The organism is Halorubrum ezzemoulense (genome assembly GCF_004126515.1).
Classification (GTDB): domain Archaea; phylum Halobacteriota; class Halobacteria; order Halobacteriales; family Haloferacaceae; genus Halorubrum; species Halorubrum ezzemoulense.
Window position 1 is genome coordinate 513,755 of record NZ_CP034941.1, and the last position, 23,495, is coordinate 537,249.

Annotated in this window: 17 protein-coding genes and 1 pseudogene; 6 read left to right on the plus strand and 12 right to left on the minus strand. The window is 55.9% G+C overall.

Annotation, left to right across the window (positions count from 1 at the left end; all coding sequences use genetic code 11):
* Window positions 1-35 precede the first annotated feature (35 nt).
* The 7 genes from EO776_RS18050 to tnpC form a co-directional block, all read right to left on the minus strand.
* On the minus strand, window positions 36-3,878 hold the full coding sequence (locus EO776_RS18050; RefSeq protein ID WP_129452643.1) for a hypothetical protein: 3,843 nt from the start codon (window positions 3,876-3,878) through the stop codon (window positions 36-38).
* Window positions 3,875-4,456, minus strand: coding sequence for a BREX protein BrxB domain-containing protein (locus tag EO776_RS18055; protein WP_129452644.1), 582 nt, complete (start codon window positions 4,454-4,456; stop codon window positions 3,875-3,877). Before EO776_RS18055 ends, EO776_RS18050 begins: the two co-directional genes overlap by 4 nt.
* Complete coding sequence (locus EO776_RS18060) at window positions 4,453-8,136, minus strand: hypothetical protein (protein ID WP_129452645.1); 3,684 nt, start codon at window positions 8,134-8,136, stop codon at window positions 4,453-4,455. Before EO776_RS18060 ends, EO776_RS18055 begins: the two co-directional genes overlap by 4 nt.
* Complete coding sequence (locus tag EO776_RS18065; RefSeq protein WP_129452646.1) at window positions 8,133-8,975, minus strand: BrxA family protein; 843 nt, start codon at window positions 8,973-8,975, stop codon at window positions 8,133-8,135. The genes EO776_RS18060 and EO776_RS18065 overlap by 4 nt, the downstream gene beginning before the upstream one ends.
* 425 nt (window positions 8,976-9,400) lie before the next feature.
* On the minus strand, window positions 9,401-10,036 hold the full coding sequence (locus EO776_RS19865) for a rhomboid family intramembrane serine protease (RefSeq protein ID WP_129452647.1): 636 nt from the start codon (window positions 10,034-10,036) through the stop codon (window positions 9,401-9,403).
* Window positions 10,033-11,058 (minus strand): Cdc6/Cdc18 family protein, encoded by a 1,026-nt coding sequence (locus tag EO776_RS18075; RefSeq protein ID WP_129452649.1) that lies wholly within the window; start codon window positions 11,056-11,058, stop codon window positions 10,033-10,035. The genes EO776_RS19865 and EO776_RS18075 overlap by 4 nt, the downstream gene beginning before the upstream one ends.
* A 91-nt stretch (window positions 11,059-11,149) precedes the next feature.
* The gene (tnpC, locus tag EO776_RS18080) at window positions 11,150-12,586 is read right to left on the minus strand and encodes an IS66 family transposase (protein ID WP_186279061.1); all 1,437 of its coding nucleotides are present in this window, start codon (window positions 12,584-12,586) and stop codon (window positions 11,150-11,152) included.
* Between the two features lie 264 nt (window positions 12,587-12,850).
* Between tnpC and EO776_RS18085 the strand changes: the two genes are divergently transcribed.
* Window positions 12,851-13,369, plus strand: a complete 519-nt coding sequence (locus EO776_RS18085; RefSeq protein ID WP_129452652.1) for an AAA family ATPase — start codon at window positions 12,851-12,853, stop codon at window positions 13,367-13,369.
* 201 nt (window positions 13,370-13,570) lie between these two features.
* Here the strand turns inward: EO776_RS18085 and EO776_RS18090 are convergent, their stop codons facing one another.
* On the minus strand, window positions 13,571-14,386 hold the full coding sequence (locus EO776_RS18090; protein WP_129452653.1) for an IS5 family transposase: 816 nt from the start codon (window positions 14,384-14,386) through the stop codon (window positions 13,571-13,573).
* A gap of 96 nt (window positions 14,387-14,482) precedes the next feature.
* On the opposite strand from EO776_RS18090, the gene EO776_RS18095 reads away from it, so the two are divergent.
* The 4 genes from EO776_RS18095 (at window position 14,483) to EO776_RS18110 (ending at window position 17,893) form a co-directional block, all read left to right on the plus strand.
* The gene (locus EO776_RS18095; protein WP_129452654.1) at window positions 14,483-15,745 is read left to right on the plus strand and encodes an ATP-dependent nuclease; all 1,263 of its coding nucleotides are present in this window, start codon (window positions 14,483-14,485) and stop codon (window positions 15,743-15,745) included.
* A gap of 311 nt (window positions 15,746-16,056) precedes the next feature.
* On the plus strand, window positions 16,057-16,311 hold the full coding sequence (locus EO776_RS18100) for a hypothetical protein (RefSeq protein WP_129452655.1): 255 nt from the start codon (window positions 16,057-16,059) through the stop codon (window positions 16,309-16,311).
* A 171-nt stretch (window positions 16,312-16,482) separates the two neighbouring features.
* Window positions 16,483-16,743, plus strand: a complete 261-nt coding sequence (locus EO776_RS18105; RefSeq protein ID WP_129452656.1) for a hypothetical protein — start codon at window positions 16,483-16,485, stop codon at window positions 16,741-16,743.
* 121 nt (window positions 16,744-16,864) lie between these two features.
* Window positions 16,865-17,893: a restriction endonuclease gene (locus EO776_RS18110; protein ID WP_129452657.1), complete on the plus strand. Its 1,029-nt coding sequence runs from the start codon at window positions 16,865-16,867 to the stop codon at window positions 17,891-17,893.
* 65 nt (window positions 17,894-17,958) lie between these two features.
* On the opposite strand, the pseudogene EO776_RS18115 reads toward EO776_RS18110, so the two are convergent.
* The 3 genes and pseudogenes from EO776_RS18115 to EO776_RS18125 form a co-directional block, all read right to left on the minus strand.
* Window positions 17,959-18,588 (minus strand): annotated as a pseudogene (locus tag EO776_RS18115) (IS66 family transposase); the annotation flags it as partial.
* A gap of 102 nt (window positions 18,589-18,690) precedes the next feature.
* Window positions 18,691-19,842, minus strand: coding sequence for an ABC transporter permease (locus tag EO776_RS18120; protein ID WP_394346133.1), 1,152 nt, complete (start codon window positions 19,840-19,842; stop codon window positions 18,691-18,693).
* The gene (locus tag EO776_RS18125; RefSeq protein WP_129452659.1) at window positions 19,842-20,504 is read right to left on the minus strand and encodes an ABC transporter ATP-binding protein; all 663 of its coding nucleotides are present in this window, start codon (window positions 20,502-20,504) and stop codon (window positions 19,842-19,844) included. Before EO776_RS18125 ends, EO776_RS18120 begins: the two co-directional genes overlap by 1 nt.
* A gap of 234 nt (window positions 20,505-20,738) precedes the next feature.
* Between EO776_RS18125 and EO776_RS18130 the strand changes: the two genes are divergently transcribed.
* Window positions 20,739-21,554 (plus strand): IS5 family transposase, encoded by an 816-nt coding sequence (locus EO776_RS18130; RefSeq protein ID WP_129452341.1) that lies wholly within the window; start codon window positions 20,739-20,741, stop codon window positions 21,552-21,554.
* Window positions 21,555-21,614: 60 nt separating this feature from the next.
* Here EO776_RS18130 and EO776_RS18135 read toward each other — a convergent pair whose 3' ends face one another.
* Window positions 21,615-22,733: a CARDB domain-containing protein gene (locus EO776_RS18135; protein ID WP_186279063.1), complete on the minus strand. Its 1,119-nt coding sequence runs from the start codon at window positions 22,731-22,733 to the stop codon at window positions 21,615-21,617.
* Window positions 22,734-23,495 lie beyond the last annotated feature (762 nt).

Here is a 23,495-nt window from a genome sequence, read left to right on the forward strand (position 1 = left end):
GATAAACGAGTTCGCTATTTCGCAACAGTAGGACGTCAGTCGAGCGGTTCGATCATCATCACAGAACCATCCGGTAGTTCATCCATAGTCTCCCGAATCCGCCGCACCTGCTCGTCAACACCGTCGAGCAACTGCTCGGCGTCTTCGATCAATTCACCCACGCGTTCCTTACTCGGCGGGCTGGTTCCCTCGACTGTATCGACGACCTCTTGCGTGAGATCGTGGTCGGGATACTCGGACTGCAGTTCGTTGGCGAGTTCTTCGAGTCGTTCGTCGACTTCGAAGGGATTCTCTGCCTCGTCAAGGAGCTGTTCCACCTCGTCGACGCTCGGCGGCTGTGACCGATTGAGCATCTCGTTCACATCGGTCGTAACTGGATGGTTCGGGTGCTCTTCCTCCAGTCGTTCCGATGCCTCCCGAAGCTGCGACCAGAGCGAGGCCTCGCTACCGGATGCTTCAAGGAGTCGCCGTGCCCGTTCGTACCGCTTGGCTTGCTGAACGACCGTCGGGGCGACGAGGTCTTCCTCCGAGAACGAATCACCGTTCCATGCCGTCTCGAAGAGCTCGTAGAGATCGTCGATGGTTACACCGTCGAATTCGACGGCGACGCGGTCGGCAGTTTCCTTGCTGCTCCCATCGTGAGCGTAGAGCCACGTCGCGAGACTGGAGACCACGCTCTCGGGTTCCTCGTCCGATGGCGACTCTCCCGTGATGCGTTCGTACTGCTGGCGGACGGCGGTTCGTCTGTGAGCGGCGGCTTCGTCAATCGTTGCTCGGAGCCGGTCGGCATCAGGCACTTCGTCCCCGTCGACGATCGATTGCATGTCCCCGGTGACGTCCGCACCGGGGTAGAGCCGCTGCATCTCCGTCGTTCGCTGGCTGAACTCCTTCCAGAGGTTGTCGCTATCCTCGGCCGACCGGAAGAGATCTCTTGCCCGAGCGAATCGCTCTGACTGCCGTGCGATTTCGTCGGACGCAAAGTCGTCTGTTTCGAGAGATTCGCCACCGAGTGCGGGATGGAGAGCCGTTTCGAGTTCGCCCAACGAAGCGCCTTCGCCGAACTCTCTGCTGACGCCTCGCAAGACGCGTTTCACCAGTACGCTGTTCTCGTCTACCCAGTTAGCCAACTCCGAGAGCCACGCGTCGGGTTCGGTTCCATCCGGCTCCTCACCGATTAGCGTCTCGACGGTCTCCCGAATCTGGTCTGGATCGATTCCGTCCAGTGACTCGAACCGAATCTGTACGTCGGTCAGGTTCGTCTTGTTTCTGACCGCTCGGCCAATCTCGTCCGGCTCGGTAATGTACTCGTCGTCGCGACGCAGCGCGATTTTGTTGGCCGTTGCGAGCGTAATCAACAGGGCCGAGACCGATTCCTGCGGTGTCCCACGATACGTGCCTCCGCGCTGGACAGTCTGGGTAAGCAAGTCCTCGGCACGAAGCGACTGGGTGTCCTCGTACTCGTCGAGGAATTCCTGACACCAGCCGTTGGCGAGTTCTGCGCGATCGGTATCCACACCGAGCGTGACGGCGTCCTCGCTCGAGAGCGGCCAATCGTCGCCGCCGCGGAAGAACCGCGCCATCTGCTTGGCGTCCTCGACTTCCGTGATTCCGTTGGTGAGCACGAAGCGCGTCCCGCTGAACACAGACCGTACTTGCGTTTCCACAACTTGTTCGAACACGTCTCCGTATCGCCCTCTCGTCCCGCCTGTTCGGACGTAGACATCCGCTTCCTCGAGTTGCTCGCGAATCGCCGACTCGAGCGCCCGCTGTTCGTCACGGTGGTCGGACTCCAAGTCCGGATACGTCTCCGTTTCCTCTGACAGTACCTCCTGCATGCCCATCACGTCCCGGAGACGGTCGATCGTCGATCCCTGTAGCTCGACGGCGACGAGGACGTGCTCGCCTCCATCTCGTCCTTCGTTCGTCGTCTGCCATACATCAACCTGATCGCTAACCTCCTCGTCGCGCCCCGCGACCAGCCGCACACGAACGGCGTCAAACTCTGGCGTCGGTGCTTGCTCGATAGGGTCGAGAACAGAGTAGCCGAACCGGAATGGGACTTTGCGCTCCGCCTCGAGATCCACTTCGTGTCGACTGCCCTCCGAGAGCAGGAGGTTGCTTCCCTCTCGAATGGAGTTCTCCAACTTGGCCGAAAGTCGATGCGACGGGATCTGCTGTGCGCGAGTCTTCGCCCGCGTCAGGATGTCCTCCTGTTCCTCGGAGACCAGCAGGTACTCCTCGTCGCCGCGGTCGTTTGTCTCCGTCAGCACCTTCCGATCCTCGAGGAGGTCGGAGAGTGCCGATTCGACATCTCCTCGGACAGATTCGAACGACTCGTGAGTTGACTTGACCATCAGCCGGGCGAGGTTCGCCGGCGTCGACGGCACCTCGGAACGCACCTGATTCAGTAGATACAGCGCCTTCGCAACGCGGACGGAGAACGCACTTTCGTCGCCGCCAGCCGAGGGGACGAGTTTGTTCTCGACCATCTCCTGCACCCATAGCGGGATGTACGTCGTCTCTTCCACCAGCAGGTCGTACAACTCGTCCCACGTGACGAGTGCTCCGACCTGCTTGTCTCCCCACTCGAACCGCGTGAACAGTGAGCGGACGAGGATTAGCAATGCCCGCCCCTGCACATACTCCTCTTCGGTCACGCGTCCCCGTGGCATCAGTTGCTGAATCACCGTCCGGAGCAATCCGAGATCGTACTCGCGGAACGGGTACGACTCGACTGCGTCCGGGTCGGCGCCGGCAATATCGGAGTATGTGTCAAGCGTCAGGTCGGGCATTTCCCGGAGCGCGGACTCGACGGCCTGTCCACCCTCGGCGTCCTTCTGCAGCCACCGCTTTCGGACGATGATCTCGGTATCGGCACCCTCGAGCGGTTCTTGAGCGCCGTACCACGGCTGCTCCGTGACTTCGGTATCGTCGAACTCGCCGTGGATACGCTCGATCGGATACTGTCCAGTCCCGATGACTGGCGGGTTGGGCCCGACGCCCAGCTCCGTCAGGGCTTCCATCGTTTCTTGGAACTCTCTGTAGCGGTGGCGGCCATCGCCAATGAACAGCGCCACCTCGTCGAGCCCGATCAGCAATTCCGTCTCGGTCTCGGGCGTACTCAGCGACTCTTGCGCTGCTTCGACACGGTCGACAAGTTCGTCCGGGTCGAACTCGTTGGGATCGACCTCTTCGATGGCGTCGTCGATCGATTGCTTGACCTCCTCCCGAGATGCGAACGGTGAATCATCAAGTGTCGGAACGGCGTCGTAGAGCCAGCTCCGTAGCGACGCCCGCTCGTCGTACACGTCCTCGAACCTCTGTCCATCGTGCTCGACTTCCTGTAGTCGCTCCCAGCAGTCACCGTGGTTCATGTCGAGCTGCCACGCCCACTCGAGCAGCCAATTCGGGTCAGTAGGATACCCGAGTTCGCGGCCGATTGCCTCGTAAATGAGGTAGGGGAGCGGCGGTTCCTGTGACGCGTCCCGGTTGAGGAGGTTCAAGAAGACGGGCTTCAGCCGGTCGACGTGAGAGTTAGCGACGCTCTGTCGGAACGACTGGAAGCCCGGCCATCTGTTCGCCAACTCTTCGCCGAGGTCGGCGAACTCCGATTCGGTGTCGGCAGCGAACCCGATGAGCTTCAGGAGGTGCGTCTTCCCCGACCCGAACGTCGCAGAGATGTAGAGGAAACGCGGTTCCTCGTGGGGATACTTGTCGACGAGGTTCCCGAGCGTGGTGAGCACGTCGCGGGCGCTGTCGGTCTCATAGAACTCGCGGACGTCGTTTTCGGCCCGCGCTCGGGCGTTGACCTTCTGGACTTCTTCGAGTTCGCGGGTCGGTGACTGCTGGAAGATGTCGTGAATGTGTGTGTCGCTCATTGGAGATGCACCCCCTCAACCCGACCTTCGATCTGGTGGGCCGGGTAGTAGTTGCGCGATTCCTCGCCGAAGAAGCTCAGTTTCCCACCGACGATGTCTCCGGGGAACGGAATGCCGATCGTAGACTGGACGTTGCGGCGGTCGAGTTCGTCAAGCAGTTCCGACGCACGCGTGAACGGGTAGAGACTCCCGAGGTGCGTGAGGAGAACGACGTGTCGCTGCTGGGCTGGGGCGTCGATTTTCTCAACCATAACCGCGACGAGTTCCTCGGCTAATCGGTCTTGCATCGTTTCGGTGATAGTCGCTGGCTGGCTGTTCTTACCGAGATCGACTGCGAGTTCGAAGACGTCGGTTTCGACGAACAACTCGTCAAGCCGGAGGACTTGGACGGTTCCGTCATCCGGGAACTCTTCGGTACGATGCGGGTTCGTCGCCCACTCGGTGAGCCGTTCAGCGACCCGTCGCTCGTACTTCGGCTGGACGGGGACGATCACGAACGGGTTTCGAATGCCGCGTCGTCCGTCGGCAAACTGTGCGAGCCGCTCCGTGAAGTCGTGGAAAGGACGTTTGGTCGTCATCGGATGATCACCCCCGTTTCAGTCCGCTCGATACTGAGGTCATGGCGTTCGACGAGCCGTTCCAGTTCTGAGTCCAGCGATTCGCGATCCGACGGGAGAACCCCGATCGCCGTGATGTCTGTGGGGGACTGATCCCCAACGAGTGTCTGTAGCTCCTCGAACGTACCTCGCAACTCCTCTATGCCGCTACCGGCAACCACAGCGAGGGGTTCGCTGTCGAGCAGCGTGTTTGTCGCTCGAATGAAGTCGTCAGCCTCGGTGTTGGTCGTTCCGCCGATCACCGTCGACACCGCGTCCGAGATGTCCTCGTGCCACGACGCGGCCCGGCGGAGCGGTGTGATGTACTCGCTCTCGAAGGCCGGCCGAACGTTCGAACCGAACTCGCTCGCGGGCCGGATCCACGGATGCTCCTGCAACTCGTCGACGAACGCATCGATCTCAGTTTCCGCTCGGAACGAGTCCCACGCGGTCTCGATCGCGTCGCCGAGCGCCGGTGAGGTGGTTTGGGCGTCGTTGAACCGATCCCAGCCATCGTGTGTCCACCACTCGCCCTCGTAGTCGTTGATGCTCTCTCGAAGCGTCTGGCTGGCCGTTTCGCACTCCTCGGTCAGCCAGTCGTACGACTGCTGGGCGAGAGTCAACTGCGAGTCGATTCGTGTGAGCGCGGGAAGGCGCAAACTCCACACCTCCTCGGCTTCGTCGTACCAATCCTGAGCGTCGTTAGTTACTTCGACGACGTCCTTCCAGTCGGTGTCACGTGATTTGACGGCCTCTCGTCGGTCGGTTGCGCTCTGCTGCTCGGCTTCGAGCTCTTCGACGAACGACTGGAGGAGGTTCCGAACAGCCCGCGTTTGGATGTCACTCTCGGCGACCAGCCTAACGTCTTCTATGAGACTACCGAGTCGACCCGCAAGCATGTCGTTCGCGGACTGGAGCCGGACGATTCCGTCCGGGATGGTCTCTGTCGAATCGATGAATCCTCCCTCGCGAAGGATACCTCGGACACCGCCACTCCCCGCAATCTTGAGACGTGTCGTCGTCAGTTTGTTCAGATCGATGACAGCGTCGAGTTCTAGGGAATCGCCCGTTTCGTCGACGGGCAGGAAGTCCCCTTTCCGGCAGAGGCCCCAGATAATCGCACACAGCGCAGGGCGAGCGTCCTCGTAGATCGGCTTTTTCTTCACGATACCGTCAAGGATCGTCGCCATCGCGAGGTTCCCGCCGCGTTGCTTCAACTGTCGGCCGGTGAAGGCGCGCACGTTGTTCTGAATCGAGCCGCCGTGTGTTTCCGGGTCTTCTGTTGCGACATCGATCTGCTGGGCCCACGTGGGTAGCGGATCTTGTGCGGAGAGCCCCCGGAGTTCCTGTAAGTGCTCGTCGCCAACTTGCAGCATTATGGGGTGGAAGTCGTCGGGGTAGTTGACGTCGAGATACTCCTCGACTCCCGAAACTATGCCCCCGATCTGGTCGCCACGATCCTTAACGTCGAAGGTCCCGCTCTTGAGCGCCTCGACGAGTTTGCTCTGGACGCGAGCTGCGCGGTCGGAGAGATCACGCTCGACTGACTGTGGGAGCGTGTGGTCTCCGACGGCATCTCTGAGCGACCACCACTCGATGAGGCTATCACGGAGATCGTCGAGTCCGTCCTGTCCGATCGTCCATTCGAGCGGGTCGCCGACGTAGCTGATGTCTGCTGCAGCGGGAGAAATCCCTTCGACGGCGACCTCGACATCGAGGGCGTCCTCAGCGTCGACGGTCGTGTCGAGTTCGATCCCGTCGATACTGAATTCGTAGCGAACGGGATATTGCTCGTCGGTATCCGGGTACTCAGCCGATGTCGGGAGAGAGAGGTCGCGCACGATGTCCTCCCAGAGATACCCGTCCACGGCTTCGATGATGGACTGCCAGTCCGGGTTGTCGAGGTTCTGCTCGGAGGCTTCGATGATCTCCCGCTCTTCCGGATGAGTGAACGCATACTTCGGCCCCGTTTCGTCATGCGTCGGCCGGATGAACTTTCGAAGCCGTTGGAGCGAGTCCTCAACACGGTTCTCCATCTGGAACTGAGTCGGGCCGTCGAGGTCGCTCAACACGGCCACTGCAAGATTCCGCTCGGCCATCGGAATCGTGTCCGGGATGTGCTGGAGGAGCAGCACGGCCTTCGCGACATCCACGTCGATCGCTTCCAGTTCGCCTGCCTCGTATTGTTCCTCGATCTCCTCGATGACACCCACGTCCTGTGGCGTGATGTCATCGAGTTCCGGTTCGATGAGGTCGTAGAAGTCGACCAGCGAAATGACGTTGGTCTCCTCGCCGGCCTCTATCCACTCTTGGAGGAGTCCATGAACGAGGGCCAAAATCGCCCGCGCAGTCCCCGAGAAGATCGACTTCGCCGGGTCGTGTGCTTCCTGCCGGAGATTCGAGAGGATCTCGAGGAACAGTGGTGGCTGATATGGGAGGAACGGATAGAACTCGACGAGGCGATTGCGGTCGATGTCGTCGAGCGGCGGTTCGGTGTTCTGTTCGATACCCGAGTACACGAGTAACGTCTCGGGCTCGTTGCTGGTTCGGTCGAGGACGCGTTCTGTGTCCTCTTTACCGGCTTCTGACTTTTTGAGCAACCGCTGGGTCGATATTTCGCCGACGTGCCGACTCGGAAGTCCAAACCGGTGAGGGAACCGATCCTTGACGATACTGAAGTCGGCCCCGCGAGCCGCGAACTGCGGTTGGACGTCTTCGATTTTGGCCTGTGCCGTCGCCACCAGTTGGATGTCGCCGTCACCGGTCTCGTCGACGCTCTCCGCGAGGGTCTGCAGCTCGGTAAGGCGGTCGAAGTCCGTCCCGATGAAGAGACTAACCTCGTCAAGCAGTAGTACGAGTTTGACTGGGTGGCCGAGTTCCTCTTCACGGTCGCTCCGCAACTGTTCGAGGCGCTCAACCATCGCTTGCGGGTCGAGATCGGACGGCATCAGGTCATCTAGACCATCCACCGTGCCGGTCTCTTGCTCAAAGAGCGTGGGAAGAACGGCGTCGGATAGAGCGTTGTACTGCTGAACATCCTCCCAGTCGTACTTCTCGGGACTATCAACCGTACTCCGGAGTGCTGTTTGGGTGTTGGCAGTCCGGTCGTCCCACGCATCGGTCGTCCGGTACCAGTCCTCAAAGAAGGCGACGTCGAGTTGCGACGAGAGCCCTCCATCGGCACCGGTGAGTCGTTCTGACGTATGAGCACTGCGGAGGACAATCTCGCTGAAGCTCAGTTTCTTCTGGCCCTGATGCTTCAGGAGGTTTACCGAGATCGGGATGACCTCGTATTCGTCATGAATCGATGACCACGTGGACTCGAGCGTGTCTAGCTCACGTCCGTCGGTTAGTTGTTCCCAGACATCCTCGCGCTCTCGAAGCCACTCGCTATCCAGCAGCCCGCGAAGCACGCTGAGGAGGTGGCTCTTCCCGCTCCCGTAGTATCCGTAGAGCCAGTAGTTCGCGCCCGACCGCATATCCTCGGAACGGCCGAGTAGGCGCGAGAAGAAGTCGGACATGAAGTCCTCGGACTCCTCCGTCACATGGTAGGTATCGATTGAGTCCAGCCGGTGATCGCGACCGTCATCCTCGCGGTCGATACGAACGGACTCCTCGAAATCGCTTCCGACATCGGCAGCGAACCAGCTCTCGTCAGTCACACTTCGCCCTCCCATGGTTCGACCCAGTCGTATGTATCGCCCACCGGCTGGAGTCTCAGCTCACCGTGAATTCCGCTCGCTTCCCAGTTCGGATCGTCGCTCACTCGTTCGGCCAACGAGTCCCAGTACTGTTCCGATTGGAAGAGGTAGTGCCAGCCAGTCGGCTGGGAGAGCCAGTCATCCCCGTGAATCTCCCACGAGTAACCTGACGCAACGAGCAGTGGCGTCGTTCCGAGATTGGGAATCTGTCCTTGAAGCGCCTGCTGTGTATCGAGAACACCGATCTCCCGCATTATCGACCGAAGTCCTTCCCCCCATCGACGCGTCGTCGACTCCGCATAGTCGAACTCACTTCCGTCGTCGTAGTGAAACTCGTTCAGGAGGCGCTCGATCATCTCCTGCTCGAAATCCAACCCATCGACACCGGACTCCTGAAGCCGGTCGACGTACCGGTGAACAGTGTACTTCACGAGAGGATCGTCCTCCAGCAAATAGAAGTACAGTACTTGCGCTTTGTCGCGTGTCGTCTCGCAGCGATCAAATATAGTGGGTAGTTTGACGATAGGGGGGAGCTCGCCCCCAGCAGTCTTGAACCGCGAGCTAAGGGTTCGATAGATGCCCTTCGAGCTGCCACGTGTACTACGCTCGTCGAACCGTTCTTCAAGCCACCTCTCTTCAACAACCGTCCAGTCTCGGTGTATCGCATACAGCTGAGCGAGCTTCTCAGCCCGATCCACGAGAAGCCCGCATCCAGTAAGCGCCATCGACACCTCTTCGTGAGAGAATGTCGAGTCGAGCGACGGGGGGGAAGTTCCCTTCCCGTCGGTGCGGAGAGTCATAGTTCAATGCGAACCATCCATACCACTTAGTTGATAGGGAAAAACAGATCAAGGATGACGCCGTACAGGATTCAGCCCACAACCAATTTCTGGTCGTGATTATTGCGCTAATTCCTCCCACTCGGTAGCACGACAAACCCGTAACGGGCGTTTTTCGGTTTCGTTCACACGATGTTCGATATCAATTTCTTATGTAACATATAGACAACACCGGGAAGCAAGAGTTACATAAGGAATTACGACGGTGTTGAGCAGCTACTATAACCACCCGATCTCGGCGGGTGATCAGCTGTCTTGCTCTTTACCAATGCCTCTAGAATTCTCGTTACAGTCAACATCAACCGTGCGGCTCTGTTGAAATTCTCTGTATCTCACACGCTAATCCTATCCGTTCATGATGATTTCGACAGGACCACACTACTACATCAATCTATCAAAAAACCTATACCGATAATCAAACCAAATAACATGCCTGAAACGTGCGCCACAATACTGGTACGGTTTTGTGACAAAACATCAGTGGCCGGGACCAAGATTATCAGCAATATCCCTAACACAATCATCAGCAACTCAATACTATGGCGAGGTTCAAACGACCTGTTCAACTGAAGTACATCGCGAGCCTCCAGAATCAGGTTAGAACGGTAAACCGACGCAAATACCCATAGGCCGTACGCTCCCCCGCTTGCTCCAGCAACGAGCCAAGGTGGGTCTACGAATATAATAGCACCAACGGCGGGTACTATAGTACTGACCACAGGGAGTGTAAAGAAAACAGAAAGATAATTCCGAGGTGATAGATGGGGCTCGATTACAGAACCTCCGATGAATAATACAACAGCGTTTCCAAGTAGGTGTATAGGGTCGTTCATATTGTGTGATATGGGAGAAAACAACCAACCGGTACCCGGCTTAGAAGTGAAATAAAACCATTTTACAGCGCTCTCGACGCCTACCTGACTCGCAACTAGTAACTGGACACCGTACCACAGAACGAGCATCACGACTAACCCAATAGTGTAGAGCCGTCGTTCGACCCATTCGGTCAAATAAGACATCATCTCGATACTACTTGCTCTCTTTTTTGCGCAAGACTGTAGAGCTTCTTCCCGGATTTTCTTCTGGTACTAATGAGACCGTATTGTTCCAGATTCGTCAGATGTGCGTCACGGAAGTACCGCAGACTAACCGGGTCGTCGTGGCGCTCGGAGTATCTCTCGTGGGGTTCACGCTGGATCAGCGGTCCATCCTGTTGAAGCACGCCGACGACAACCCACTGGTGATCGTTGAGCTTCGAGTACGTCTTCCTGGCAATTTCGCGTTCCGCCTCGGAGATCGAGTCGTCGACGAGTCGCCGCGGGATGTTCGACAGCCCCTCGCTGCTCGCCTTCCGCGCCGCCACCCGGAGCGTCGTGATCCCCATACGCGCGTCGCCGTCGGAGAGCCACGCGATCGTCTCGAACACCTCGTCGCTCTCGCCGTTCGGCCCGAGGCCTTCACGAGCCCGTCGCTCCAGCATCTCCGCGATCGTGTCCCCGCCGTACCGGTCGAACCGGACCCGGTAACCGACAGAGATGCGAGAGCGAACGCGCTCGTCGAGGTCGGTGACTAGGTCGATCTCGTCGTTCGCGATGCCGATCCACGAGAGCCCGCGAAACTCGTGGAGGTCGTAGAGCAGCTCGGTCTCGCGTAGCTGGTCGACCTCGTCGAGGATGACGACGCCTGGGCCGTTGAAGTCGCGGTGGACGCGGTCAAGCAGCGTCGACGTCGACGCGAAGCGTGGGACTGCGGCGCCGACGAGGTCGCGAGAGAGTCGTTCGAGGACCGCGTTGCGCGTGTAGTCCCGCCAGCAGTTCACGTAGGCGTACGGGACGTCGAGGACCTCGCGCCGGAGTTCGCGAACGGCGGCCCTCGCGACGGTCGTCTTCCCGGCGCCGGAGGGACCGAAGAGGAAGCAGTTCTCGGCGCGCTGGCCGTCTTCGATCGGTGCGAGGGCGTCGGCAACCTCGTTCATGTGGCTGTTCCGGCCGACAATCGGATCGAGGAGGTGATCGTCTTCGAAGACGGATCCGTTGCTTATCACATCACCGTACTCGGCGAGGTATATAAAGTGAACTCGAGGTGTTCCGGATGGTTCCGGATGGTGTGCTATCGCGTGAAAAATACGTACGTGTTTACCCCGGAGTCTCGACAGCCGGCACAGCGTGAGCCCGTGAGATCAGTTCATTGTTACTGACGGCTCGACGAAGCTCTTCGTATGGATTGCGTCCCTGCTGGCGCCACGTCGCCAGCAGGGACAAGACCGTCTCGTGAACGAACATTCCTCGGTCATTACGCAGCGTTCCGATGATTTTCCGCAGAACTACTGGTTCCCGAAGCGCGTTCTCTGCGGCATTGTTTGTCGGAGAGACCGCTGGCTCACCGACGAAGGTGAGCCAGTGGTCGAGACCTCCTTCGATCTTCCCCAGCAGTGTTGCCACTGGTCCGTCGGGTACTGACCGGTCAATCAGCGATTCAAGCTCTCTTCGCGCCACACGCTGGAGGTCTGCTCTCTCACGAGGACTTGGGTCGCTCTCCAGCCGAGCCTGGAGAGCGACGAATAGCTGTCTGAGAGCCTGGTAGATCGGTTCACCTTCTGGCTGCTTTTCGGCGACGTCCTCAGCCTCTCGGAGAATGTGCGCCCAGCACCGCTGGAGGTTGCTGCTGAAAGCTGGGTACGCCGTCCACCCGTCACAGACGACCGTTCCCGCGAAGTCCTCGCCGAGGACTTCCGCGGGAACATCACTTCCGCGACTCTCCCTGACCGCGTACAACGTATGTTGAATGGTCTGAAACGTCCAAATCCACGCTTGTTCACCGTCGCGCTTGATGCCTGTCTCGTCGATGTGAACCACGTCAGCATCCTGAATCTCTTGACGGATCTGCTCGTACTCACAGCGACCGGCGCGCGCAGCGCGCTCGGTCGCGTGCCACGCGGATGCACCCGAGAGTTCGAGTCCGTGTAGTTGCTCGAAGCGATCAGCGATCTTCCGGTAAGGAAGGCGGTGATCGTACCGTGACAGAGCTGATTGAGCGATGACGTTCACCCCGAACTGCCCCTCATCGGGGCAGTCGGGGTGAGCCGCAACTGTCTCTGTTCCACAGGAATCGCACTGGTAGTAGTGGCGGTTGTACCGGGTGATTTCTGGGGGCTGGGGATCAGGGATCTCCTCGACGAGTCGGGGGCTGACGCCCACCGACTCGTCGAAGCGGTCGCCACACTCAGGACAACAGTCACAGGTGACTTCGATTTTTTCGTCAGGATCGGCCGTAGAACGCCACTCCGGATCGTGACCATCCTTCCGACCGGGAGTGCCACCGTCAGTTCGGACATCGTCGTCTTCGTCATCTTGCGAGGTCGGGGACCGACGGGTCCCCGACCGTCGCTTGCTGGGTGGAGTATGCGGATTCTCGTATTTGCGAAGACGTGTTTCGAGTTCTTCGATCCGCTCGTCTTTCTCTTGTAACTTCTCTCGGAGCTGTGCGTTGTCTTGTTCAAGCTCTTCGACTCGTTGTTCAAGTTGTAAAAACCCGGAGAGCAACTCCTCTTTGGTGAGATCATCTCCGTTCACAGATCCCACCTTCCAGTACAGACAGCAGAGGTAACGGGATGGGCTCCGTCGTGGAGCCCATCCCTGAGAATCATCGCGAACCTCTGCTGCCAGTTCATACAGGCTACGTTGTGCGCCTTCTATGAGATAGCAGCGAAATCAGTTCGGGCTAAACACGTACAAAAATACGAATAACTGAACGGAACTGTATCAGAGATTCGTAGTTACTGATGCTATCCTGATCCCTCGATAAATGTTTATGTTCTACTGTCATGATCCAGTTTAATGAGACTCGCGAAATGGTCAGTGAAAAACTACCGAAGCATTTCTCAGCTGGAGTTTGATCTTGATGAATTCACGGCTCTAATTGGGAGGAATAATTCTGGAAAGTCTAACATTACAGAGTCACTCAGAGTGTACAGTAAGGCTGTTAGTAAGCCGAATAGGCACGGCGATGTCTGGCAGGAGTCAATTGTACGAGATCAGAATGAGGCCAATAATTTGGAATTTGACGCCGTCTTCTCGCTATCACTACAAGAACAGGAAGAACTAGCTGCGAATCTAGGAAATGATCTCAAAAGCCAGAATAAAGACAGCCTACTCAGTTCGGGCAGTCTATCTTTGGTCAGGCATCGGGTAGTGTACTCTTCTGAGCAGATCGAGCGTGAAGAGCTCTGGTTACGAATCAACGGAGAATGGTCTCCTTATCGATATCGGAATCCGGACGACACTAGGCGCATAGAACAAATAAATAATCCGAGTGAGTATGAACTCTCGAATGTTGAAGCGTTGTTGCCCTGTTGAACGCAAGACTGCGTCGGGGTAGGGTCAATAACTCACGGTTTCACAGCGTCAAAGAGCGGTTCTTGCGCTCAGAAGATGCAGTAACTGCCGCTGGCGGTGGTCGTCAAAGGGTCAAAACTATGGTACCTTGCTCCCTTGATCAGGTGACGACGGCGATGCCTCTCCCGGATACGTCCGGAGAAAGGGAGCAGGCGGCGAGCCTTAACTCGCCGCCTGCGTCAGGTTATGGATGATACACTTCCGCGTGAGCTCCCGGAACTGGCCGTGCCAGCTCCGGGAGCGAAGCTTCTCGCCGTCGTCTTCCTTCAACTGCGAGAAGCCGGTTTCACTCATCCACCGCTGGTTGTAATCCTCGTTCATCCGGGCGTTGTGAGCTTTCTGTAACGGTGTCTGTTCCCTGTGCTTGATCAGTGGGCGCGTTGACTTAGAGCGACACTCCTCACGAAGCTCTCCCCACGAGTAGTTCGCGTCGGCAGACAGCACCCGCAGGTCTTCCGCGTTCCGGCGGAAGACCTGCATCCCGATGTGGCCGTCCCACGCCTTCTGCGTCGTAAAATGAACGTCTTTGATCGCTAGGGTGTTCACGTCGATCAAGATCGTCGTCTTCATCGACTGGAACGAGTAGTTCGCGCGGTCGCGGTAGTGGTAGCTGGTTTGATCACGTTGAAAGCCGCTTGCGTCAATTACAGCTTCACCACTCCAGCCCGCCTGCTCCGCCGAAGTGCGGAGCAGGCGGCGGAGTTCACGCATCCGGTACTCGTTTTCCCACCGACAAAACGAACTGTAGTGCGGTGCCTCGTCGAGATCAAACACGGCGAGGACGCCAGGCATCTCGTTGAGATAATCTTCGGTCTCACGGAGACTCTTTTCTAATTCGACGCGGAACAGAATCAATGCGATCTGCGTCCACTCGGCGTACCCGTCCGCGCCGTCTGGCGCGGCGGGTACGTCCGGCTCATCAACGTGCTGTTTGGCAAGGTTTCGACACATCCAGGCAAGCCGTCTGAGCGATGCCATATCGCCAGACGGCGTCCAATTCCCGGTTAGCTTGACGGAATCCTTCCGTGAGAGCGTCTGAGATAGCCGTCACTCGGCGGCAAAACAAGGCAAGCGTTGTACTATCATACAGACAGACAATCGAAGACAGTTGAACAGAGTGACTATACCGGGTATGTCCTGACCGAAGGTTTGCGAAGATCAATAAGGGAGTATACAGGTCACGTTGATGAGATTGGAGCAATTAGGCGTGCTGAAGATGATACAGAAATAAAAGTTCGGTCAAGCCTAGCTAGAGACGCCGCAAATCTTTCTAACGTACTTCATACATTATCTCAAAACCAGAAAGAGAAATACCAGAGAATTGCTTCAGAATATATTGAGATTATGGAAGGGGTTACGGATCTAACAACTCCAATTCAACAGTCGGGTTCTATAACAAGTACTACCATAGAAGTGATAGAAAATAAAAATTCATACCAATTAGATGAAATATCATCTGGATCGATGGAGATTCTAGCTCTTCTAACCAAATTAGTGCTGGCAGAGAAGGAGACATCCCTGTTAATTATTGAAGAGCCAGAACTCCATTTACACCTGGAGGCAGAAAGAGAAGTTTTGCGTTTAATAACTGAAATATCAGAAGAAACAACACAAATACTCGTTACAACACATTCAGATGTATTTGTGAACTCAACGAGGGCAGGACAAATAGTTCGCGTAGTTCGAGACGGTTCTACCACCTGTAGAGCGGTTGACTCTGTTGGACAAGAGCTGGAGGACCTGGGCTATGATAAAAGTGGATTCCTTCAGGCTAGTGCGGTTGTATTTGTAGAGGGTAAATCGGACGAACGTGTGATCAAGCAACTATCCAAAGTAATGGGATATGATTCAAATAAACATGGTATCGAATTTGTAGAATTAGATGGTGAAGGGAATATCAAATCGGATGGTAGATCGCTTGTAAAACTATTATATTCGTTCGACATACCGTATCTATTTGTTTCCGATTCACACGAGAGTGACCCAGATGACGTCAGAGATGAACTAGTGTCTCATATCAATATTAGGGAAGGAGACTGGCATACTACGCCAGAACATTTCTACATACTATCTGGATATGGAATAGAAGACTATCTGATTCAAATGCCGCAGGCTATTGGATCCGTTGTTGAGGCTCGCCCAGAAAATGTCTTAGATATGATAAACAAGGTAGACGATGCTCAAGCCGTTCTTAACCAGATATTCAATAAATATCTCAATGCCGAGTACAATAAATCGGAGCATGGTATGCTGATTGCGAAGCACGCTAACGAGTCAAATATCCCAGAAGAACTACGTGACCTAATCTTACACATACAGAGTTTACCTCAAGAGTAATTTAGTGGCTGATCCCCTACCAAATCCGATGACTACACAGAGATCACGATCTCTGAAGATGTGATTATTATCTTTCGTCGTTGAGAGATTGGATTGATTTATCCACTAATCTCGATCCTCTCTCTGTCAGAATTTCAACTTCGAATTCTCTCGGAGGCGGTCCTGAAACAAGCACATAGGAATCCGATACCGAGGTGTACGGCTTCTGAGGGTAACTCCGACGAGCTCATGATGTTGACAGTCGAGACCATATCAAGAGCCCGTGCGTACAAGTTAGACGAGCGTATTGAATCAGGTGAGTGAGGTGACCTATGAGCGATAACCTACAGACAACCGACTTCGAGAACTGGGAGGAGATCGCCGACGCGATGCGTGATGTCCAAGAAGCACACAGTGAGCTGTTATCAGCGATGGCCCATCGCGGCGATGTTCCAAAGTCAGTGTACGGCGACCTGTATCATGACCTCTCGGATACACAGTCGCAGTTGAAATCTGATCTTGAGGACAGGATGTTCAAAGAACACCCCGACAAGGCTGATACCGCGGTATTCTACGGGAAGGACTGAGAGGCGGGCGAGAAGCACATCCTTCTCGCCCGACTGGCGAGTAGTCCCTCAATTTAAATGAAAGACTGTGTCGGTCAAACTCCCCAAGCCAGACAGAAAGAGGGTGCTGAATACAGAGCGCAAGTGTGGCAGCATCAAATAAAATAAGAAAGGACTGTCAGAGAATAATATATGACTGATATAGGTTACAGGCTATCGGAACCAGTCACGGAATATTCCCTTGACAAAATTACCAAAGAAGAATTCAAGAAACGGGTTAAATCGATTGAGACATCGACTGAGGGCGCAAACTGGTGGACGGTTTGTACTGCTATTTTAGACGAGACACACAAGTCGAACTACGCAGACATCGCAGAACCACTCTTGGAATTGTATAATAGGGAGGATTTGAAGAGGATATTTGGGGAGGAAACAATTGAGGAAGTTGTGTGAATCTATGCCAACTCCCCTCTCTGTATCTCGCACGCCAATCCTATCAGCTCCTTATGATTTCAACAGAGTCAATGAAATTGTAGCCAATTATTTGCTTCCCACTAGTGATTTCCACTCAAGCATGACCGGAATCGTGATCCTCCCCGCTGGTCGCGACGACGCGTTCGAGGACTACAAGCAGTTCATCCGAGATGGGCATCCAATTGAGGATATTGAGTCCTACCTCAATGACGACGACCTCGAACTGTTTCGGACGACATCTGACAACGATCTCGTCCACGTCTGGGGTACTTCAGTAGACGGGACGTGGCGGAACGTCGAGCGAAACGACATCGCGCTCGTCTACCACGATGGCGCGTTCGCCGCGAGGGGACAAGTCCTCCAACTCCGACATGACCCCGACCTTGCGGAGTATCTCTGGAGAGAGAACGTTGAACACGGTCGCTGGAACGACGAAAGCCCCTGGGAGTACATGACCTTCCTCACCGATGTTGAGGAAGTCGACGTCGACATTGAGGAATTCAACGAGCTCGTTGGCTATGACGAGACCTACCGCCCGCAGGGATTTACACGAGTCGCAGACAAGCGCCTCAACCAACTCTCTGGCGAGGAATCAGTCGAGACCGCCATTGCCGACCTAACCGATGCCGGCGAGCGTGTTCACCCGGTCGACGACGAAGACGACGGACCCACTCCCGACCTAGCTGACCAACTCCGGGCGGCCAGCACAGATAGGAACGCTCATGAGGAGTTCGAGAAACTCGTTGCGAAGGCCTTCTCTCAGCTGGGCTGTGCCGCCGACTGGATCGAAGGAGGGGGTGACACCGACGTGGAGATCCGATCCCCCGAACACGTCGTTGTCGAAGTGAAGGCCCGAGGGAACGGCCGAGTCAACTCGCTAGAGGTCACAAACGTGGACAAGCATCGACGCCAGCGTGGAGCCGATCACGCCATCGTAGTCGCCCCAGGCTTCGCTCCAAAGGTGATCGATAATGCCGAGACGACCGATCTGACAACAATCGCCGTCGACGACCTCATCGAGCTTCTCGATCGCCGGGAGGAATATGCCGTCCCACCCGAGGAGATATTGGCCCTCTTGACACGCTCAGGAGCCTTCCAAGATGCTGTGTTGAATAGCGGTGTTGGTTGAGGTGGTTAGAATATGAATTGGCTCGTTACCGGCTGAAGATGGTGATTTCAAAATAGGGTACGTGTTTACCCCGAGGTCTCGAAAGCCGGTACAGCGTGAGCCCGTGAGATCATTTCATTGTTACTGACGGCTCGACGAAGCTCTTCGTATGGATTGCGTCCCTGCTGGCGCCACGTCGCCAGCAGGGACAAGACCGTCTTGTGAACGAACATTCCTCGGTCATTGCGCAGCGTTCCGATGATTTTCCGCAGAACTACTGGCTTCCGAAGCGCGTTCTCTGCGGCATTGTTTGTCGGAGAGACCGCTGGCTCACCGACGAAGGTGAGCCAGTGGTCGAGACCTCTTTCGATCTTCCCCAGCAGTGTTGCCACTGGTCTGTCGGGTACTGACCGGTCAATCAGCGATTCAAGCTCTCTTCGCGCCACACGCTGGAGATCTGCTCTCTCACAAGGACTTGGGTCGCTCTCCAGCCGAGCCTGGAGAGCGACGTATACCTCTCTGAGATCCTGGTGGATCGGTTCGCCTTCTGGCTGCTTTTCCGCGGCGTCTTCAGCCTCTCGAAGAATATGCGCCCAGCACCGCTGGAGGTTGCTGCTGAAAGCTGGGTACGCCGTCCACCCGTCACACACGACCGTTCCCGCGAAGTCCTCGCCGAGGACTTCTAGGATGAGTTGTTGGCCCCGATTTGTTCGGAGCTCGCTGTCGACAGACGCTCTCGCTGATGAAAAAAAACCCGCCTTGCTGCCGGGAATTTGTTGCTACAGATGAGCGTTCCAGCGTTTGGACCCGTCTACACCTCACGAACCACGAAGCGCATCCACTGGTGATTCATTAGCAGCCTTCCATGCGGGATAAATCCCGCTCAGAATACTTGCGACGAGCGCGAAGATGAATCCATACAGGAGGTATCTCGAACTTGACCAAGCTAATGCGAGGGCTGGGTCACCGGCTAACACGTTGAATATCACCACACCGACGACGAGAGATCCAGCAGCGCCGACAAGCCCACCGACCACACCTAAGAATGCGGCCTCGGCCAGTATCATACGGAGTATTTCGCCGCGGCGGACACCCACGGCACGTAACACTCCAATTTCTCCCCGACGTTCTATTGTGCTCATTAACATGACATTCAAAATGGCAACACTCGCTACGAACAGTGAAATAGAGCCAATACCGAGGAGTGCGAGCTCTAGCGTGTCGGTAAATGAGCTGATGTTCTCTTGGACACTTGCGTAGGTGGTCACACTGAGAACTTCGTCATCGTCCTCGTTGAAGTGCTCCTCTATCGTGGTTGCCGCTTCGGTTGCGGCATCTCCGTCCTCAGCGATGATGGTGACAGAATTATAGTCGTCCTGTTGGTTGAGCGCTGAGAGCGGAAGCACAAGTTCTCCCCCGCCATCAGAACCAAAGCCACTTTGTGAGGCGATGAATCCCCGAATACGGAACAGTTGTCCTTCGTATTCGATTGGATCACCGATCTCCAGCCCGAGTGTCTGTGCAGTACTCTCGGAAATGAGAGCCCCTGTTTCAAGCCGTGTGGGCTCAGTTCCAACAGAGAGATCATACAACGGTGCTGGGTTTGTCAGACCCGTTACCTGAACGTTCGCTTCTTCGCCATTCCGTGCTGAAAGCTCTGTAAAATTCGTTTTTTGCGGAATGACGGTTACCCCTGGCAAGAGATCCCGAATCGTCTCAGCTTGCGCATCGGTGATGCCGTCAGTATCGATATCTTCTCCGGGCGAGATGGTTGCTTGATCGGTGAGACCACCGAGGCTTGAGGTGGCCTGCTGTTCGAGCGCCACCCCAGCCATACCGAGTGACGCGATCGCAATCACGCCGACCACGATACCCAGCACCGCGAGAGCGGTCCGGGTCCGGTTGCGACCGAGGTTTCGCCACGCCATCAGCACGCTTGGGAAGCGACGAAGAACGCTTGTACGCCCCACTACTGGACCACCCCATCAACAATACGGACAACTCGATCCGCATACTCCACTAGCTGCTCGTCGTGAGTGATCGAGACGACCGCGATGTTCTCTTCTTGTTTCAGTCGGGTTATCTCATCGAGAACCGTCTTCCCAGTGTCTTGATCGAGGTTTCCAGTTGGCTCGTCGGCGAGCAGGATATCGGGTTCATTGATCAGCGAACGGGCGATGGCGACGCGCTGTTGTTGTCCGCCAGAGAGTTCGTCAGGCGTGTGCGTGAGTCGGTCACCGAGACTAACCCGCTCTAGCAGATCGGAAGCACGCTCTCGACGATCAACATCGGTGTCCCACATTGACGGCAACTCAACGTTCTCCTCGGCTGTGAGCATCGGAAGCAAGTGGAAGTCTTGGAAGACGAATCCAAGCTGTGACCGACGTTCCTCCGTCCGCTCATCCTCATCGAAATCGGTGATGTTGCGCCCGTCAAGGAAAATCTCGCCCGTAGTCGGAGTATCTAACAAACCAATCATGTTGAGCATCGTGCTTTTCCCGCTTCCTGACGGCCCGGTCACGACGACCATCTCACCGCGGTTAGCGTGGAAGTCGACATTTTTCAGCGCCTCGATCGTCTCAGCCTCGGTGTTGTATCGTTTGACTACGTCTCTGAGTTGGATTACACTCATTCACGATTCCACAGATATCGGCCGAGGCCTCCTAGTGTAAGAACGAGCACTACTCCGAAGATTATCGGTAGGAGTGGCAGTCCGGACTGGTTCTGTTCGCCCCCCGAGGTGGCTTCTGGTTGGGTCTGCCCCGCTGCTCCAGTAGTCGTATTGAGTGACGATGCTCCGTTGAACGCCGACGCCGTCTGCGGATCGTATCGCTGATTTCACGGGATTTGGACGCCGTCTGGCGATATGGGACGTCTCAAGACCCTCGCACAGACGTTTCACGAATTCGCCACGAACCATGTTGAACAACCAGACGTACCCGCTGTCGCCGACGGCGACAACGGGTACGCCAAGTCCACCAAAATCGCGCTCCTTCTGCTCAAAGAGGAGATCAACAAGCCGCTTCGGAGGCTCGAAGACTATCTCAACGAGATGCCGGGAATTCTCGGTGTGTTTGATCTTGACTCATCGCCGGATTACACATCTTTCAGCGTCTGGGACGATGAATTCCCGATGAAAGAACTGCGCCGCCTGCTCCGCGCCTCCGCGGAGCAGGCGGGGCTCTCAGGCACCGCGTCGATCGACGCCAGCGGCTTTCAGCGTGATCAAGCCAGCTCACACTACCGGAATCGGGTCGGTTACTCGTTCAACGCGATGAAAACCACGCTGCTTGTTGACACGGATTCTCTTGCTATCATGGACGCTCATTTCACGACGAAGAAAGCCTATGACGGCCATATCGGGCTACAGGTCTTTCGGCGGAACGCCGAAGACCTGCAAGCGTTGCTGGCCGACAAGATGTACTCGTGGAGTAATCTCCGTGAAGCTTGCCGTGACAGGTCTACACGGCCAGTGATCAAACACTGCGAGCAAAACGCACTCAAGAAAGCCCACAACGCCAGAATTGACGATGATGTCTACAACCAGCGGTCAATGAGTGAGACCGTGTTTGCGATGCTAAAAGACGACGGCGACGAGATCCGCTCCCGGAGCTGGCACGGCCAGTTCCGGGAACTCACACGGAAGTGTATCGTCCATAACCTCGAGCAGGCGGCGAGTTAGAGCTCGCCGCCTGCTCCCCTTCTCCGAATGTATCCGAGAGAGGCATCGCCATCGTCCACCTCATGGTTTATCTGGTATCTTGTGAAACTGATGCTTTGGTCGCCGCACAATTCTGCTCGAATCGAATCGCCCGATCTGAGAATCTACAGCTAAAGCGCCGCTACCGGTAGAAGATCGAATATCAAAAATCCGATGTTGCCGCCGTCTTGCGTTCAACACGGCAAGTGACGATACATCGACTGTCTGTGTCTTCGTCACGCGGTCATTGTCAGCGATATACGCGACCCTAATCGGGACTGTATCTCGCTCAACGCTCGCTGTCAGTTCGAACGTCGAAAATTCGCTGGCGTCAACAGACCCAACGAAGTACTCTCCAGACCCACCGGCGGGAGTGATGCCGTCTGTCGTCGGGATGCTGATGAGAACCGACTCAACATCGGTGCCACCAATATTCGCTGCCTCACCATCGATCGAGACCGTTGAGCCGCTTGCTGCCACGTCGATACTCGTGAGGCGAATCTCTCCCGTGACCTGCTGATCGCGTGTTGCTGTCCGCGTTGTTTCGTACTGCTCACCGCGTACAGTATATGTCGCGGAGAAGTTGATGATGTCAGTGTCGTACTCTCCGGTGTCGAATGTTACCGAGGTCTCCTCGTCGGGATCGACATCGAACACATCTCTGTTGTCACGCACGCTGTCGTCCGCTGTCGCCGTTATCTCGATGTTAGACAGTTCGACATTTCCGTAGTTCGTGAAGGTTACCGTGGTCTCATCAGACCCGTTTGAGGCCGTCGACAGCCCACCGTTGATATCGAGTTCTTGTACATCTACTGTCACAGGACTGTAGATGGCACGGAGATTTCCGCCAGATGCGCGTTTAGCAGAAACGTGCGCTTTGAGGTTTTTTTGCCCTGCTTGCTCAAAGGTTGTCGTCATTTTGACGGTGAGGCTTCCACCGGGAGCAAGTGACCCGACATCTTCAACGCGTTCATAGTGCTCTTGATTCGTTCGAAGCATGATACTAGAGACATCAGCGATGCTGTTGCTGCCTTCTTGATTTGTCACTGTGACATTGAATGTCGTCGTTTCACCAACAACCGGATCTTCTGGTGAAGCATCTACAGACACGCTGACTGCCGATTGTTGCGCAGAAGCGACAGTTGCGCCCCCGAATGTCACACATACAATTGTGAGAAGTGTAAGAAAAACTGGCAGCAGCTGTTGCCGTCTCACGAGGATATCACCCGCTTTGGGGCAGCCAGAGCAAGTTGTGTCGGCATGTACCAGCGAATCTCGCACCGAACTGTGTGTTGGAGGGAATGTACCTGCACATCTCATTTAGATCAGTCTGTGGATAAAAAAGCCAAGTCTCAGTACCTCACAAAGCATTCTCGTCTAGCTGCTTCTGCGGCTTCAGTTCTGTGTCGAAGCGGTTGTACTGACGGTTTCGTAGAGAAAATCAGCCCGGATCGGCGGCGACCAGTCCCCGACGCGAAAGCGTTGTCACTTATTCCGCTGCCTTGCCCAGTCGGTGGTTAGCGGTAGAATTGGTTTCTTGATGATCGGTTCGCGGGGACGGCCCGACACACTGTGAGGGCTGTCCACGCAGCACGTTGAACCATATTGACGAACTTCTGGTACGGTCACTACCAGAGGCGATGCCCGCCTCGGTGGAGCGTCGCCAGTTGTATACACACCTTCAGCAAGCAGACGTTCCAACTAAGCAGCTTTGTGAATGACTAAAATTGGGAGTCCGCGGTAGAAGTGCTTAGAAAGTCGATTCGTGTTCCTGTTCAGCTACCGACGACTGTATCGACAGTCTCCTACAGAAGAGCGAACCTGTTATTTCAACTGGTGACCCCGACCGCGTCATCGGGTTCAACAGCGTAGAGGCTTCTCAAAAGCGATAACTTGCCGAGGGGGATTAAGTAGAAGGCCGCG

Coding starts and splice junctions, on each gene's coding strand:
- EO776_RS18050 (WP_129452643.1), bottom strand. CDS start 3,878: ATGAGCGACACACACATTCACGACATCTTCCAGCAGTCACCGACCCGC.
- EO776_RS18055 (WP_129452644.1), bottom strand. CDS start 4,456: ATGACGACCAAACGTCCTTTCCACGACTTCACGGAGCGGCTCGCACAG.
- EO776_RS18065 (WP_129452646.1), bottom strand. CDS start 8,975: ATGACTCTCCGCACCGACGGGAAGGGAACTTCCCCCCCGTCGCTCGAC.
- EO776_RS19865 (WP_129452647.1), bottom strand. CDS start 10,036: ATGATGTCTTATTTGACCGAATGGGTCGAACGACGGCTCTACACTATT.
- EO776_RS18085 (WP_129452652.1), top strand. CDS start 12,851: ATGAGACTCGCGAAATGGTCAGTGAAAAACTACCGAAGCATTTCTCAG.
- EO776_RS18090 (WP_129452653.1), bottom strand. CDS start 14,386: ATGGCATCGCTCAGACGGCTTGCCTGGATGTGTCGAAACCTTGCCAAA.
- EO776_RS18100 (WP_129452655.1), top strand. CDS start 16,057: ATGAGCGATAACCTACAGACAACCGACTTCGAGAACTGGGAGGAGATC.
- EO776_RS18105 (WP_129452656.1), top strand. CDS start 16,483: ATGACTGATATAGGTTACAGGCTATCGGAACCAGTCACGGAATATTCC.
- EO776_RS18110 (WP_129452657.1), top strand. CDS start 16,865: ATGACCGGAATCGTGATCCTCCCCGCTGGTCGCGACGACGCGTTCGAG.
- EO776_RS18125 (WP_129452659.1), bottom strand. CDS start 20,504: ATGAGTGTAATCCAACTCAGAGACGTAGTCAAACGATACAACACCGAG.
- EO776_RS18130 (WP_129452341.1), top strand. CDS start 20,739: ATGGGACGTCTCAAGACCCTCGCACAGACGTTTCACGAATTCGCCACG.